The organism is Psychrobacter sp. ER1 (assembly GCF_048631835.1).
Classification (GTDB): domain Bacteria; phylum Pseudomonadota; class Gammaproteobacteria; order Pseudomonadales; family Moraxellaceae; genus Psychrobacter.
The window spans coordinates 1,617,397-1,633,583 of sequence record NZ_CP184640.1 but is presented as its reverse complement, the minus strand read 5'-3'; the positions used below and the strand labels follow the sequence as shown (position 1 = coordinate 1,633,583).

Sequence of the window (16,187 nt, the reverse complement as noted above, 5' to 3'; positions counted from 1 at the left end):
ACGCACTATGTCCTTTATATCATAAGCCGACCAATAATAATTTTGATAACAATGGTAATAATGGTCTTACAGTGAGCACCCTCGCTAAGTACCATCAGTTAGGCAATAGGACATCACTATGAGTGCAACATCTTCTTCTGCCAGTAAGCCCGGCAATAAAAAGGTTGGCTGACCCGTTTGCGTCAGCGCAATGTGCTACCCGGGTTCGGTCTGAGCATGGGTATTACTGTCTTTAGCCTGTCGTTATTGGTGGTACTACCGTTTGCCATGATGGCCTATACCACGACGCAGATGGGTTGGACTGGCTTTTGGGAAACCATTACCCAGCCACAAGTTACTGCCGCTATCAAGCTGAGCTTATGGATGTCGTTTTTGGCGATGTTGACCAATATGGTATTTGGTACGTTGGTGGCATGGGTGCTTGTCCGCTATGAGTTTTGGGGCAAGTCACTGATTAATGCCTTAGTCGATCTGCCGTTTGCACTACCAACCGCTGTTACAGGTATCTCGCTTGCCACTTTATATGCACCTAATGGTTTGATTGGTCAATGGTTTGCCAAGTTCGATATTCAGGTTGCCTTTACGCCAATAGGTATTTGGCTAGCACTGGTTGTGGTGAGCTTCCCCTTTATTGTCCGCGCGGTACAGCCCGTACTCGCTGAGCTATCTGTTGAGTTTGAAGAAGCTGCGGCGGTATTGGGCGCTAATCGTTTGACGACTTTTCGTAAAGTAATTTTGCCAGAGTTATTGCCAGCCTTGCTGATGGGTGCAGGTATGATGTTTGCTCGTGCCACTGGCGAGTATGGATCGGTTATCTTTATCGCGGGTAATATTCCGATGCAGTCTGAAATTTTGCCGCTTATCATTATTAGTAAACTTGAGCAGTTTGATATTCAAGGTGCTTCTGCGGTGGCATTATTTATGCTACTCATATCATTTGTCATCTTATTGACCATTAATATCATGCAGTGGAAACTGTCGCGCCGTGTAGGAGCTCGCTAATATGCAAATATCTAATAGCTATGACTACCAAAGCAATGCTGCGACCAAAGATACGCCATGGATACGCCGTACCTTTATTGCCATTGCTGTGCTATTCATGATTGTCATGTTGGTCATTCCATTACTAGCTGTGTTTTACGAAGCCTTTAAAAATGGTTGGCAGTTATATATCGCCTCGCTGGTCGATCCTGAAGCTTTACAAGCCATCAAGCTAACGCTCATCACGGCAGGAATTGTCTTACCAATTAATATGGTAATGGGCATTGCGATTGCATGGCTTGTCACGCGTTATCAGTTTAAAGGTAAGCAGCTGGTCACCACTTTGCTTGATTTGCCATTTTCGGTATCGCCAGTGGTTGCAGGTTTGATGTTTGTGCTGCTGTTTGGACTGAACTCTACTATCGGCGGCTGGCTTGAGAGCATGGGTTTCCAAGTGATCTATGCGGTGCCTGGTATCATTTTGGCAACGTTGTTTGTGACCTTTCCTTTTGTTGCGCGTGAGCTGATTCCATTGATGCAGACTCAAGGCGACTCTGAAGAGCAAGCAGCGTTAACCTTAGGTGCGACTGGCTGGCAAACATTTTGGCATGTGACATTGCCTAATATAAAATGGGCGCTGCTATACGGTTTGATTCTGACCAATGCCCGTGCGATGGGTGAGTTTGGTGCGGTCAGCGTGGTATCTGGTCACATTCGCGGCGAGACCAACACCATGCCGCTATTGGTTGAGATTGCCTATAACGATTATAACTTTACCGCTGCGTTTGCCTTATCGAGCATATTGGCTGCATTGGCCTTGGTGACGCTACTGATTCAGCAAGTCATGACCAAGATACAAGAGCGTAAATTTGCCAAGTCTGAGCGGCTCGCCAGTGCACCTGAACTGCCAGTGAGTGCTAACGCCACTGCCGTCACTGAATCGACGAGTGCGGACAGTACTGGTAAGGTATAACTGCCATTATCTGATAAATGATGTTAATACTACGGATGCAGTCGCTACTCAGCTACTTGCCACGATACGACAAAAGATATAATAAGAGATACGATTATGAGCATTGAGATTCGCAACGTTAATAAAAAATTCGGCAATTTTACCGCTTTAGACAATATCAATATCACGGTGCCGACTGGCAAACTGACGACGTTACTAGGCCCGTCAGGCTGCGGTAAGACCACTTTGCTACGTATTATCGCGGGTCTGGAATATGCTGACTCAGGACAGGTATTGTTTGATGAGCTGGATGTGACCAATACCCCAGTCCAAAAGCGCCATATTGGCTTTATGTTTCAGCATTATGCGCTGTTTCGCCATAAGAACATCGCGGACAATGTGGCCTTTGGATTGACCTTGTTGCCAAAAAACGAACGCCCGAGCAAAGCTGATATCAATAAGCGTGTGGCAGAGCTCTTAGACCTCGTACAGCTACCACAAGTTGCCAATGCTTATCCACATCAGCTATCAGGTGGTCAGCGCCAACGCATTGCGCTAGCACGTGCACTTGCTGTTAAACCGAAGCTACTGCTGCTAGATGAGCCGTTTGGTGCACTAGATGCCAAAGTCCGTAAAGAGCTGCGCACATGGCTAAAAAACATCCATCACGAGCTTGGTATCACCAGTATCATGGTAACGCATGATCAAGAAGAAGCACGTGCGGTATCAGATGAGATCGTCGTGATGAATCAAGGCCGAGTAGAGCAGGTAGGCACGTCAGAGGAGCTGATACACCAGCCAGCCAACGCCTTTATCAGCGATTTCTTAGATCTTGTATAAGCATTTGATCTAGCGCAATTTAAGTCAAATCATCAACATTATTATCAACATTTAAGCCAAAAAAGACCTACGAGAGTAGGTCTTTTTGGTCTGCGCATTGCTGCGGATCTATTGGCTCAAATGCTTTTTACAAAGCGCAGTCAATGAGCCAAAAATCCAAGCGGACAATAGTATCTAAGCAAGATCCGATACATCTCTACTAGTTCCTCTAGGAGTGATTTGCTCGTAGGTGATGTCTAAGATATCTTGACACCAATCTGGTAAATCATCAGCGACCTCATACCACATCCAAGTACCATCACGTACACAGCTCAAAATACCCAGTTTTTTCAAATGGTTTAGGTGGCGTGATATCGTTGGTTGTGGCTGGTCAAGCATATCTACCAAATCACCCACGCAACGTGCTTCTTTTTTAAAAAGAATTTGAAATATTTTTAGACGTGTCGGATCAGATAGGACTTTGAATAAATCGATAGGTCGTATCGTAAAATTATTATCAGACATAGGTGAATTCCAATGGGCTTCGTTAATAGGGGTTCAATATAACAGCAGTTATCTACAAAATCGATTAAAAAATAATCAAATTTACAGTTCATCGTCAATTCACTACCTTTGACAATATTCGGTTACACGCACACTTATATCCACTTACATAAATGAACTGCCTGTAATATAAGGATACTGTCTCGAAAAATAAATATATCGAATGTGATTGAAAATGATAATAATTATCGTTATTATACTGCAAGCGATAAACGTGATTTCAACGACTAAGTTTTCATTGCTAAAAAACAGTAAATTATCCGTTTATCAATGACACTTATCACAAAGGTTTTTATATAAGTGTCGTATGCTGTCATTATCGAATAGTGGTATCCCGAGGAGCCAATCCATGTACGTATGTATCTGCAACAACGTAAAAGAAAAGCAAATCAAAGCAGCTATTGCTGCAGGTGTTGATACGCTCGATGGTCTAAAAGATACGCTCGATGTAGCAACGTGCTGTGGCTGTTGTGAGCCGATGGTCAATGACTACCTAGACGAACACCATGCAAAACTCGACAATCTAGCATACGCTGTTTAAATATTATCAATTATATAACTTATAATATAATACGATAAAATATATTCAATATTCTGCATCTAACTTTATTATACCTAAAGGGTCGGGTGCAAGCGTCCATATAATCTCACTCAAACGCCAACATGTTACATAACACATATCAATACTAGTTGTAGCTAATTATGATTCTCGATTAGCATCTTATTCTTAGTTCATAACGTTACACCCTATACTGCGCCTGTATGCTACTATATTTACCTAAGATTAGAAGCCATTTTATTGATTTTGATTTTACTGATCAGTTTGCCAATTATGCTATCCTTATATGATAAATTGTGGATGTATGGTGATCGGTAAAAATAAATAGGGGAGTACGCGTTATGATAGGTAGCCAGAAAGTCATTGATTATTTGAATTTCTTACTAGGTGGTGAGCTTGCCGCTCGTGACCAATATTTTATTCATTCAGAGATGTACGCTGAGTGGCACTATGGCAAGTTGTACGATCGTATCCATCATGAAATGGAAGACGAAACGCTACACGCACAGAATATCATTCGCCGTATCTTGATGTTGAGTGGCACGCCAAAGATGTCGGTCGACGCTATCCATATTGGTGCGACTGTCCCTGAGATGTTGCAGTTTGACCTAGATTTAGAGTACCAAGTACAAAAGCATCTAAAAGAAGGCATCGCACTTTGCGAAGCAGAGCATGACTATGTCACGCGTGAGATGTTGGTCGAGCAATTGAAAGACACCGAAGAAGACCATGCGCATTGGCTTGAGCAGCAGCTCCGTCTCATCGACATGATTGGTCTACCGAATTACCTACAAAGCCAAATGGCTGAAGTCACTCCTAATATTGTCTGATATCATCCTACGTATGAATAGCATTCACAGTATTTAGCATAAATAATAGAGATTAAGGGAGAAAGATAATGACAGGGGATAAAGAAGTTATTCGCGCGTTAAACAAAGTACTTGGGCAGTCATTGATTGCCATCAACCAGTATTTTTTGCATGCACGTATTGCACGTCATTGGGGGCTAGAAGCGCTTAATGACTCATTATATAAGCAATCTATTGCTGAGATGAAATGGTCAGACGACCTAATCGCTCGTATTTTATTGCTAGGCGGTTTGCCAAACTTGCAAGAACTGGGCAAAGTATTGGTTGGCGAAGATGTACCAGAAATCATTGAGTGCAACCTACGCCTTGAGAGACAAAAGTTCGATATTATTACTGATGCTGTCACCTTATGTGAGACAAAGTCTGACTATGTCTCTCGCCAGCTATTAGTCACGCTAAAAGATGGCAATGAAGAGTATGAAGACTGGTTAGAGACGCAGCAGGACTTAATCAAGAGTATTGGTGTAGAACGCTACATCCAATCGCAAATGAGTGATGATGACGCATAATAGTATTTGCTATTAATGTAAGTCATAATAAAAAAGCCAGTATGAGATTGATAATCCAATCGCATACTGGCTTTTTCTGTCTATAGATAAGCTATTTTTAACGTTTCGGTTATATAGAATAGAGACTTGCCGTACGTAAAATCTCACTCAATAGAAAGCTTATCTCGATTGAAGACACACCCTAGTATAAACCGCGGCCATCCTCAGGTTTTAGACGTAAAAAATACAGCCCCGAGAGAATGGTCAAAATGCCCAATATCCAATAAGTGGTTTGGAACGCTACTAACGTATCCATCTGTAGACGCTCACGTAATAGATTCAACACAGCAGCACCGAACGCAATACCAAAGCTAATCGCCAACTGCTGATTGACCGCCATTAAGCTATTACCGCTACTAGTCTGTGTGCCCTGTAAATCGCCAATAGTAATCGTATTCATCGCACTGAACTGCATGGAGTTACAGGCACCCATGATGGTCAGGATGGGTATAAACCATAGCCACTGCGAGGCATCATTAAACTGCGCTAGCACAATGATAAGCGAACCCATAAACAAGGTATTGTAGACCAGCACCTTACGATAGCTAAACCGCTGAATAATCTTGCTAACCCAAGGTTTAATACCTATAGCACCAACCGCAATCGGGGCAAGTAGCCAACCTGCCTGCGAAGGTGAGTACTCAAACACCACTTGTAGTAATAAGGGCAGCAAAAAGGGCACGGCACTGATACCAAGCCGCGTAAACAAGTTGCCTGTAATACCGATTCGAAAGGTGCGAATATCAAACAAGCTGAGTGGAAACAGGGGAGCTGTTCGCCGTTTGGCATGCCAGACATACGCGCCGATCAATAGACTTGCGGCCAACCCAAGCAACAACCCATAAACCCCGCGACCTATCTGTGAACCAAACTCGACAGCCAGTGTGAACCCGCAAGCAGCGGCAGCAAACAATACAAACCCTGTCCAATCAAGACGCTTGGTATCTTCAAATAGCGCTGGAACCAGTTTTTTGCCCATAATAAAACCTGCCACACCCATCGGTATATTGATCAAAAATATCCAATGCCAGCTGGCATATTGCACGATATAGCCACCCAATACTGGACCGACTAATGGTGCAACCAATGCAGGTATCACAGCGAAATTCATCACAGTGAGCAGTTTATTGCGCGGATAAGACTTAACCAATATCAAACGAGCGACAGGCGTCATCATGGCCCCGCCGATACCCTGTACCACACGTGAGGCAACCAAAAAATCTAACGTTTGCGACGCCGCGCACAGTAATGAGCCAACACAAAAAATGATGATCGCGGATAAAAATACGCGGCGTGTGCCATATTTATCCGCTAAAAAACCACTGATAGGGATAAAAATCGCTAGGGTCAATGCATAGCTGATGACTGCCCACTGCATTTTTAGTGGTGACTCACCCAGTGCTTGCGCCATTTGTGGCAACGAGGTGTTCAAAATAGTAGCGTCTAAAATTTGCATAAATAGCGCTACCGCTAGTACGTAAGGCAGATATTTATCTTGAGTCGGGGTGAGCGTTACCATGTGAGTCCCATTGAACGTCTCGTTATGGAATAAGAAAATAGCGGATTTGCGAGCAGATCACTATGCAAGCTGAGTAGTATAAGAAAGCCTGGCTTATAATAAAAGTGACTCAAAGTAACTGATATAAGATAACTTATATAAGAGCAACGATGCGAAAGGTAGCTAACAGACAGCTAAAGAGGCGAAATATGACAAAGAAATTGCTCAGTGCTAATAGCGTATCTCTCTTTATTTTAGCAGTAGAAACACAACATTGATTACAAGAGAGGACTTTAATATCGTTATGAGTTCTCGTTATAGTAAACCTTCGCGGCAGTCATAAATACAAACCGAGGATAAATTATGAGTCAAGATAATAATAAATACGTACCACCAAAAGTTTGGACGCAAGATAAAGACAACGGCGGTAAGTTTGCTAGTATTAATAGTCCAACGTCTGGAGCTCGCTATGATAAAGAGCTGCCCGTTGGTGATGCTCCGTTACAGCTGTACTCGTTAAATACACCAAATGGTGTCAAGGTAAACATACTATTAGAAGAGCTGGCAGAGCTTGGTATTGATGGGGCAGCATATGATGCCTACAAAATCGATATTTCTAAAGGTGAGCAGTTTGGCTCAGGGTTCGTAGAGATAAACCCTAATTCAAAGATTCCAGCTTTGGTCGATCATTCTACTGATACAGCAGGCGAGCCGATAGCACTGTTTGAGTCGGGCGCAATCTTAATGTATCTAGCAGAAAAGTTTGATAAGTTCCTGCCACTGGCTACTGGTAAAGCGCGAGCAGATTGTCTGTCTTGGATTATGTGGCAAATGGGTAGCGCGCCTTTCTTAGGTGGCGGCTTTGGGCACTTTTATGCATATGCGCCTGAACCTCTAGAGTATCCAATCAACCGCTATACGATGGAAACCAAGCGCCAGCTCGATGTATTAGATACGCATCTGAAAGATCATGAGTACCTGTGCGGCAATGATGAATCTGATTACAACATTGCGGATATGATTGTCTGGTCTTGGTATGGTCAGTTGGCACTAGGTAAGCTCTATGACGCGGCAGAATTTTTACAAGTAGAAGACTATAAACACTTGCAGCGTTGGGCTAAGAAAATCGCTGAACGTCCTGCGGTTAAACGTGCAGTAGCGCTAGAGCTAAAACCAATCGACTAAACTAAGTACTCAATACAGTTTAGATCTAACAGTACATTTTAAGCATAAATAAACCTTAAACACAGCAGCAAGGCTGATAAGCAAATAGCTTATCAGCCTTTTTACTTATATTCATAAAAATGAATATAATGTATGCTAGGTCTTTCTTTTGTCTTTACACAATGATACATTAGTACAACAGATAGAAACACTAGTGCGTTAAGATAGCCGGGCACCATTACAATAGACAGGTGTTTATACTTCTTCTACTGAAAGGTGATGATTATGAAAGACAATAATTATATAAACGATATGTCGCTATCAAGAGGCGCTGATTTAACTGGTGTTAGTAGGTCAGGCATTATCTATGACGATAATAAGTATGATGACAATAGCTATAAAAACAGTGCCCAGTCTAATAAAAATCCCAAAAACATCATTGTAGAGTATTACTCAGAAAACATACCTAAAAAATAAAAGAACAACCCACCTATATGATAAAAAATAAAATATTACTGCCTGTACTTGCAGCGCTTAGCACAGCTTTATTTAGTACCACCAGTATGGCCAGTACATCGACTGAGTTTACCAGTCAAGACTGGCAAGTCGCTTGTGATAATACGCGTACATGCCGGCTGGCAGGGTATCAAGCAGAGAATAACAGCGAGTTCCCGGTTTCTATATTGCTCGTACGCCGCGCAGGTGCGAATGCTGGCGTGGATGGTAAAGTAAAGCTTGGCGGGGCAAAGGACAGCTCGTCTAAAGCCCTAATGCAGCTCGGTAATCGTCATCGCATCTCGTTGTTTATTAATGACAAGGATTATGGTGAGACGAAGCCATATTCAGCCGCTGCAGGTAACGCTGAGCTTACTCAAGCGCAGGTAACTGCATTGTTAGAGGCGTTGACCAAATCTAGTAAGATTACGTTGGCCTTGCGCAATTCACGTTGGCAGCTCTCTGACAAAGGTGCCAGTGCTGCTATGCTAAAAGCCGATGAGTTCCAAGGTCGCGTTGGTACATCCAGTGCTTTTATCAAAAATGACGATGCTGCTAAATCTAGTGGCGGTATATTACCTCCCAAAGCCGCGCCAGTACTGCAGTTCATCGTTCCAAGCGCCAAAGCGGACGATGGTAATGACAAAAAGTTTGTAATGAGGTCCTCTCAGTTGGCAGCGTTGGTAAAAGGCACAATGAAAGATGCAGACAGCGTTTGTCCCAATCTTTCAGACAAATCACCTTGGCGTATCAGTCGTCTAAATGGCTCTCAGCTGTTGGCACAGCATGAGTGCTGGACAGGCGCTTATAACGCTGGAGCAGGGGTTTGGGTGCTCAATGATAGTAAACCTTATAAGCCAACGTTGGTTACGACCAATGCTACTGGCTACGATAAAGGCAAGCTTACCTCTGTACAAAAAGGTCGCGGCATCGGTGATTGCATGAGCAAAACCGATTGGCTATGGACGGGCCGTGCATTTGAAAAAAGCCATGAAAGCACCACTGGACTTTGCCGCTTAATCGAGGCGGGCGGGGCATGGCAGCTACCTACTTATGTAACAGAAGTCAAAGTAGTACGATAGATAAATAGTGAGTAGCTCATTTGCTTTAGTTATTCAATTCTGCTGTAGTTATTAAATAAAACAACTAAACTTGTTTATTATCAACACTGTTAGTGCTTATTTACTCAGTAATTGAAGAAATAGGTACATATATTTTTTATTGTGCTATACTGCGTCGCCACGTTAGCTTAGGCTTTCGTGAATTATGAGATTGATAACATCGCCTGCGATTTTGGGTCTAGGATGACCATAAGTAATTGTTGCCGATGATTTTGTGTACTTAAATAACCTTTAAAAATATCAGTTATTTTTGACTCATATCTTATCTACTGGCCTATAACTAGGGTCTAGATTGGTTGCTGTTTGCCTTTATCTGCTTTGGACAAAGCATTGATAATGAGCGTATATCAAGCAAGGATAAGACACTCGGCACTACCACCAAAATACGTCAGACAGCACGAACGCATTTATTATAAAGACGCTAAGCTCTATTGGCTTGGTTTCTAATTATCGACAATTTTATATTGCTCGGTAATGCTAATAAGAGCAGCGTGGTGAACGGTTATCAGTGGTATGCATCAAGTTTGCTGAATTTACAGCAACTTATACTTACCAAGGATTCTTATGACTGACATCTTATCTGCAATCGCCGCTGAAAACGGCATCATCGAAAGCACTGACACTCCAAATACTGATAACAATACTCAAGCGGCTGCTACTGACGCCACTGAAGAAAACAAAATCACTTTTACTGATCTTGGCATTGCTAAGCCAATTCTTACTGCCCTTGATCGCAGTGGCTATACCAATCCAACCCCTATTCAAGAACAAGCCATTCCTTTTGCTCTAGCCGGTCGTGACCTTTTATTGTCAGCGCAAACGGGTAGTGGTAAAACAGCGGCTTTCGTTATCCCTGTACTTGACCGTTTGAGCCGTGCGACTAGCTTTGACAAACTAACCAAAGCACTTATCCTAACGCCAACGCGTGAACTTGCTCAGCAAGTACATGACAGCGTTCGCACTTATTCTAAAGATATGCGCGGTCTATTTTGTGTACCACTAGTTGGCGGCGCACCATACAACGGTCAGATCACTGCTTTGAAAAAGGGCGTTCAAGTAATCGTTGCAACTCCTGGTCGTCTACTTGACCATATCAATGCAGGTCGCGTTGATTTGTCAAACCTAGAAGTATTGGTACTTGACGAAGCTGACCGTATGCTAGACATGGGTTTTGCTGATGACATCAGTGACATCCTTCGTGCAGCGCCAATCGATCGTCAAACGATCATGTGTTCAGCAACTTGGGATGGCCCAGTAGGTAAAATCGCTGCCAGTTTCACTAAGAACCCTGAGCGCGTATCAATCAAAGTAGAATCTGCACACATCGAAGAAAAAGTGTACTACTGTGATGATTTTGATCACAAAAACCGTTTACTTGACAAAATCGTTTGCCAACAAGATATGGAACAAATCATTATCTTTGCTGCTACCAAACGTAGCACTGAAAAACTGGCTAAACAGTTACAAGAAGCAGGCCATAAAGCAAGCTTCCTACATGGTGACTTGCCACAGAGCAAGCGTAACCGTATCGTTCAAGACTTGCGTAATGGTAAAGTAAAAATCCTAGTAGCGACTGACGTTGCTGCTCGTGGTCTAGATATCCCAGCTATCTCGCACGTTATCAACTATGACTTGCCGCGTCAGACTGAAGATTACGTCCATCGTATCGGTCGTTGTGGTCGTGCTGGTCGTACTGGTGTTGCTATCAGCCTATGTAGCATGGATGATCGTCCACAGCTTAACGCTATCAACCGTTATTTAGATCGCAAAATGGAAGTATGTGTTATCGAAGGTATGGAGCCTAAGAAAACTTACGTACCTAGCGAAAACAAAGGTAATGGTCGTGGCCGTGGCCGTGGTCGTTCTAACGGCGGTGGCGGTCAAGGCCGTGGTCGTTCAGGCGGTGGCTATGCTGGTAAATCTAGCGGTGGTGGTCAAGGTCGTGGTCGTTCAAGCGATAGCAACACTGGTCAACGCGCTAGCAATGACAGCGGTTATCAAGGTAAGCCACGTGACACGTCAGGCAAACCAAATGAGCGTTCAGGTGGCAAGCCGTATCAAGGCAAGCGCACTGGTGGCCCAAGCCGCGGTGATAGCAATGGCGTTCCACGTGGTGAGCGTGCTGCAACTGGTCGCGGTCGTCCAAGCGGCAGCCAAGGTCGTCCAGCTGGTCGTTCTGACAGCCGTGGCCAAGGTCGTCCAAACGGCGGCAACCGTGGTAACAACTCGTAATACAGCTATATTTGACGATTAAAATCATTGATTCATTAATCGTCTAAAGATAGCATTGAAAAAGCCAGATACTTGTTATCTGGCTTTTTTGTGTTTACCTGTTTTATATTGCGCCATGATTACTTTATGCCCTTACTTGCCTAACCGTTACCTTGCTATTTATTCCGTCAAATACTACTCGGCAAATCCTAGCTAATAGTCGATGGCTGCTTGCAGGAGTTTTTTGCCTTGTCTATACTGATTTACTTTTGCCCGTTGTAACTCTTGGAGCGCCTTGATGCCTGCCACCTCAAACTTAGCAATTGATAATTTGCCATTAGCCTTTGGCATCATCATGGCCATTATTGGTCTGGTTTTTTATACCCAAGGCTTACCGGGTAAATTTTGGCGTCGATTTTATGCCATATTGCCTGGTATTGTGCTTTGCTGCTTTATACCAGCTACTCTAAATAGCTTAGGCGTGTTTGCCGATGGTATTGGTTCGCAGATTTATGGTTTTACTGCCACTTACTTACTGCCAGCAAGTTTGCTGTTGATGACCTTGTCCATGGATGTGCCTAAAATACTGGGCTTAGGCTGGAAAGCAATCGCGATGTTTTTTGCTGCCAGTATTGCTATCGTCATCAGTGGCCCGATCAGTTTGGGAGTCGCTAAGTGGATATCGCCTGCGATGTTTACCGATGATACTTTATGGCGTGGGTTTTCTGCTGTAGCAGGTAGTTGGATAGGCGGCGCGGCCAACCAAGCAGCGATGAAAGAGCTGTTTGGGGTCAGTGATGATTTGTTTGGTATGATGATTTTGGTCGATACCACCAATGCCTCATTGTGGCTGCTGGCTATTTTATTAATGGCGAAACATAGCGACAAGATAGACCGTTTTTTACGCGCGGATACCAGTAGCATTGATAAAGTAGTCAAAGCAGTTGAAAGCTATGAGCGTGATCATGCCCGCCCAGCAACCATTAATGATTTGATGGTGATGTTTGGTTTATGCTTTGCCATGGTCGGAGTGGCGCACTTTGTCGGTGGCCAGATTGCAGATTTCTTTGCCCCTTATAGTTGGGCCGTTCAGTATAGCTTTGCCAGCTCGTTCTTTTGGATGGTGGTAATTATCACTTTAATAGGCGTCATCTTTTCATTTACTAAGATTCGTCGGCTTGACCATGTGGGTGCATCAAAAATCGGCACCGTATTTATCTTTATATTGATTGCTGCTATTGGTATGCAAATCAATCTGGCTGGAATCGTCTCACAGTGGCGACTATTGCTTATCGGTTTACTATGGATGAGCATCCATGTCGTTATCATATTTGCCGTTGCTAGAATCATTCGAGCACCGTTCTTCTTTTGGCAGTTGGCTCTAATGCCAATACGGGCGGTGCTTCTTCTGCACCGATTGTCGCCACAGCTTTTCATCCATCGCTAGCGCCTGTTGGCGTGTTCTTGGGTATTTTAGGTTACGCAGTAGGGACATTTGGTGGTTATATCAGCACCCAATTGATGCGCTTGGTTGTGTCTTAATGTCTAAATTTTCAGTTCTTGCTAAACAAAACCCGCCTTGATGCGGGTTTTTTATTATTAATGATTGGGTGACTTGAGTTATCGTTTTGTCTATCTATGCTATTGATATGTAAGCCTAGCCATGGCCACACATGAGTACGTGTTAACCTTTCTGCTAATTAAATAAAGACAACTAATCAAGTAAAGAAAACTAAGCACGTTAGGAATAAACAACGATTCGATAGGAACAATAACGCTATGGCAAATTCAGAAAAATTAGAAGAAAAAACAAGTAAAACAAGCACAGTGAGAAATACCCTTTATAACCCTGACCAAGATAATATTCAGGTCAGAGGTGCGCGCGTACACAATTTGAAGAACGTTGATGTTGACTTACCTCGTAATGCCTTGGTGGTCTTTACTGGTATCTCAGGCTCAGGCAAGTCGTCATTAGCATTCGGTACACTATTTGCCGAGTCACAACGCCGTTATCTTGATTCTGTATCGCCTTATGCCAGACGACTCATTGATCAGGTCGATGAGCCAGACGTTGATTCTATAGAAGGGTTACCACCAGCAGTCGCTTTACAGCAGAAGCGGGGTACGCCTTCAGTGCGCTCGTCTGTGGGTAGCGTTACGACGATATCCAATGGCCTGCGTATGCTGTACTCACGAGCAGGAGAGTATCCCGCAGATCAAGAGATTCTATACGCTGATGCATTCTCTCCCAACACCCCAGATGGCGCTTGTCCGACTTGCTCAGGTATCGGCCGTGTCTTTGAAGTCACTGAAAAGCTGTTGGTGCCAGACAATACCAAGACCATCCGTGAGCGGGCGATTGCAGCTTGGCCACCAGCGTGGCAAGGACAAAACCTCAGTCGTATATTGACCACATTAGGCTATGATATCGATAAACCATGGCACACACTGCCGAAAAAAACACGTGATTGGATTTTGTTTACAGATGATACACCGACGGTACCTGTCTATCCTGAATACAACATCGAACAAACACGCGATGCGATTGAGAAGGGCGAAAAGCCAAACTATATGGGTACTTTTACCAGTGCCAAAAACTTCATTTTGCACTCTTTTGCTACCACTCAGAGCCCGCGTACCAAAAAACGCGTCTCGCAGTTTATGCAGATATCTGAGTGCCCTGAATGTCATGGCAAGAAACTAAAGAAAGAATCGCTATCGGTTAAGTTTGCAGGACTCGATATCGGAGAGCTATCACAGCTAACACTGACTGAAATGGCGGAAAAACTGGAAAAAACAGCGCGGACTAAGGTAACTGATGACATGCCAAACCACGAGAAAGCCATCGTTGCCCAGCGTATCGCCAGTGATATTCTCTCTCGTGTTGAAGCGCTAACAAGGTTAGGGTTAGGCTATCTCTCACTTGAGCGTACCACACCGACACTCTCTCCTGGTGAACTACAACGATTACGTTTGGCCACTCAAATTCGCTCGCAGTTGTTTGGCGTAGTCTATGTCCTTGATGAGCCATCGGCTGGTCTACATCCTGCTGATACTCAAGCATTGCTAGGGGCATTGGATGAGCTAATCGCAGCTGGGAATTCAGTGTTTGTTGTTGAGCATGACGTTAGTGTCATTAGACATGCTGATTGGATAGTCGATGTCGGGCCAAAGGCAGGCACGCATGGTGGCGAGATTGTCTATAGTGGTCCTGTAGATGGTCTTCGTGAGGTTGAACAGTCGCATACTGGTCAATATCTCTTTGCCAATACTACGTCTAACGCGAAGTCAAAATCTAGCACGAGGCAGCCGACAGAGTGGCTTAAGCTTGCTAACATCGAGCGAAACAATATCACAGGATTAGACGTTGAGTTTCCGCTTGGGGTCATGACCAGCGTTACAGGGGTCTCAGGCTCAGGCAAATCAAGTCTCGTCAGCCAAGCATTGGTAGAGCTTATCAATGAAGCGTTGGGGCAGAAGACAGTTACAGAAGCGCCTGTCGGTGAAGCGGACTTACTTGAGCAGGAGCTTGAGTCAGTAACTGGCGGTGAAATCGTCGCTGGCATGGAGCATGTCCGACGTCTCATTAATATTAATCAAAAAGCAATTGGACGTACACCGCGCTCTAACTTGGCAACCTATACGGGTCTGTTTGACGATGTGCGCAAACTGTTTGCAGCCACTAAGCAAGCAAAATCTCATGGCTATGATGCTGGCAGGTTCTCATTTAATACGACCAAAGGTCGTTGCCCAAATTGCGAAGGTTTAGGTTTTGTCAGTGTTGAGCTGTTGTTTCTACCAAGCGTCTATGCGCCTTGTCAAGTATGTCATGGGCAACGCTATGACGAGGAAACGCTGGCAATCACTTATCGAGACAAAAACATCGCCGAAGTATTGAACTTAACAGTGGAAGCAGCTCATGAATTTTTTGTTGATGAAGCGCCTATTTTGCGTGCATTAGATGCGTTGCTGCAAGTTGGGCTTGGCTACTTACGTTTAGGTCAGCCTGCCACCGAGTTATCAGGCGGAGAAGCGCAACGGATTAAACTTGCCACTGAGCTGCAACGCACACAGCGAGGCGACACCCTATACATATTGGATGAGCCAACCACAGGTTTACATCCTGCTGATGTGTCGATGCTCATGACGCAGTTAAATGGTCTCGTCGATGCGGGCAATACTGTCATTATGGTTGAGCATGATATGCAAGTGGCTAGCAACAGCGATTGGATTATTGATATTGGGCCAGGAGCAGGGGACGCGGGCGGCGTGATTGTCGCTCAAGGTACGCCATATGACGTTGCTCAATCAAAGGACAGCGGTACTGCACCGTTCTTGCTGGTGTGATGAAAATAACGTTTTGGGTAAAATAGCTCTGTACTGATATGCTTCACTTAAATGAGTAT

13 protein-coding genes and 1 pseudogene are annotated in these 16,187 nt (G+C 44.1%); 12 read left to right on the top strand and 2 right to left on the bottom strand.

The genetic code is table 11. The annotated features are described in order from the left end of the window. Nucleotides 1-216: 216 nt before the first annotated feature. The 3 genes from cysT to ACOBWA_RS07400 all read left to right on the top strand — a co-directional run bounded on the left by cysT (nucleotide 217) and on the right by ACOBWA_RS07400 (nucleotide 2,773). Nucleotides 217-1,002 carry a sulfate ABC transporter permease subunit CysT gene (cysT, locus tag ACOBWA_RS07410; RefSeq protein ID WP_370587799.1) on the top strand — a complete coding sequence of 262 codons (786 nt, stop codon included), beginning with the start codon at nucleotides 217-219 and terminating at the stop codon, nucleotides 1,000-1,002. 1 nt (nucleotide 1,003) lies between these two features. Continuing rightward, nucleotides 1,004-1,954, top strand: a complete 951-nt coding sequence (gene cysW, locus ACOBWA_RS07405) for a sulfate ABC transporter permease subunit CysW (RefSeq protein ID WP_165598066.1) — start codon at nucleotides 1,004-1,006, stop codon at nucleotides 1,952-1,954. A gap of 96 nt (nucleotides 1,955-2,050) precedes the next feature. After that, nucleotides 2,051-2,773 carry a sulfate/molybdate ABC transporter ATP-binding protein gene (locus ACOBWA_RS07400; protein ID WP_082624600.1) on the top strand — a complete coding sequence of 241 codons (723 nt, stop codon included), beginning with the start codon at nucleotides 2,051-2,053 and terminating at the stop codon, nucleotides 2,771-2,773. A 174-nt stretch (nucleotides 2,774-2,947) separates the two neighbouring features. On the opposite strand, the gene ACOBWA_RS07395 is transcribed toward ACOBWA_RS07400, so the two are convergent. Continuing rightward, nucleotides 2,948-3,277 (bottom strand): ArsR/SmtB family transcription factor, encoded by a 330-nt coding sequence (locus ACOBWA_RS07395; RefSeq protein ID WP_057760261.1) that lies wholly within the window; start codon nucleotides 3,275-3,277, stop codon nucleotides 2,948-2,950. Between the two features lie 388 nt (nucleotides 3,278-3,665). Between ACOBWA_RS07395 and ACOBWA_RS07390 the strand changes: the two genes are divergently transcribed. The 3 genes from ACOBWA_RS07390 (at nucleotide 3,666) to bfr (ACOBWA_RS07380) (ending at nucleotide 5,253) form a co-directional block, all read left to right on the top strand. Then, on the top strand, nucleotides 3,666-3,857 hold the full coding sequence (locus tag ACOBWA_RS07390) for a (2Fe-2S)-binding protein (RefSeq protein ID WP_101205900.1): 192 nt from the start codon (nucleotides 3,666-3,668) through the stop codon (nucleotides 3,855-3,857). A 359-nt stretch (nucleotides 3,858-4,216) separates the two neighbouring features. Next, nucleotides 4,217-4,705, top strand: a complete 489-nt coding sequence (bfr, locus tag ACOBWA_RS07385; RefSeq protein ID WP_057760257.1) for a bacterioferritin — start codon at nucleotides 4,217-4,219, stop codon at nucleotides 4,703-4,705. 68 nt (nucleotides 4,706-4,773) lie between these two features. Beyond that, complete coding sequence (bfr, locus tag ACOBWA_RS07380; protein WP_179799167.1) at nucleotides 4,774-5,253, top strand: bacterioferritin; 480 nt, start codon at nucleotides 4,774-4,776, stop codon at nucleotides 5,251-5,253. 181 nt (nucleotides 5,254-5,434) lie between these two features. On the opposite strand, the gene ACOBWA_RS07375 is transcribed toward bfr (ACOBWA_RS07380), so the two are convergent. Then, complete coding sequence (locus tag ACOBWA_RS07375; protein ID WP_420230683.1) at nucleotides 5,435-6,811, bottom strand: DHA2 family efflux MFS transporter permease subunit; 1,377 nt, start codon at nucleotides 6,809-6,811, stop codon at nucleotides 5,435-5,437. 342 nt (nucleotides 6,812-7,153) lie between these two features. Between ACOBWA_RS07375 and yghU the strand changes: the two genes are divergently transcribed. The 6 genes and pseudogenes from yghU to uvrA all read left to right on the top strand — a co-directional run bounded on the left by yghU (nucleotide 7,154) and on the right by uvrA (nucleotide 16,128). Beyond that, nucleotides 7,154-7,975 carry a glutathione-dependent disulfide-bond oxidoreductase gene (gene yghU / locus ACOBWA_RS07370; protein WP_101205897.1) on the top strand — a complete coding sequence of 274 codons (822 nt, stop codon included), beginning with the start codon at nucleotides 7,154-7,156 and terminating at the stop codon, nucleotides 7,973-7,975. A gap of 264 nt (nucleotides 7,976-8,239) precedes the next feature. Next, the gene (locus ACOBWA_RS07365; RefSeq protein WP_420230682.1) at nucleotides 8,240-8,431 is read left to right on the top strand and encodes a hypothetical protein; all 192 of its coding nucleotides are present in this window, start codon (nucleotides 8,240-8,242) and stop codon (nucleotides 8,429-8,431) included. Between the two features lie 17 nt (nucleotides 8,432-8,448). Further along, entirely contained in the window at nucleotides 8,449-9,531 is a 1,083-nt protein-coding gene (locus tag ACOBWA_RS07360) for a DUF1176 domain-containing protein (protein WP_420230681.1), read from the top strand. 603 nt (nucleotides 9,532-10,134) lie between these two features. Continuing rightward, nucleotides 10,135-11,802: a DEAD/DEAH box helicase gene (locus ACOBWA_RS07355; RefSeq protein WP_101205896.1), complete on the top strand. Its 1,668-nt coding sequence runs from the start codon at nucleotides 10,135-10,137 to the stop codon at nucleotides 11,800-11,802. A gap of 340 nt (nucleotides 11,803-12,142) precedes the next feature. Beyond that, a pseudogene (locus ACOBWA_RS07350) lies at nucleotides 12,143-13,323 on the top strand (DUF819 domain-containing protein). Nucleotides 13,324-13,560: 237 nt separating this feature from the next. Beyond that, entirely contained in the window at nucleotides 13,561-16,128 is a 2,568-nt protein-coding gene (uvrA, locus tag ACOBWA_RS07345; RefSeq protein WP_420230680.1) for an excinuclease ABC subunit UvrA, read from the top strand. The last annotated feature ends 59 nt before the right edge of the window (nucleotides 16,129-16,187 follow it).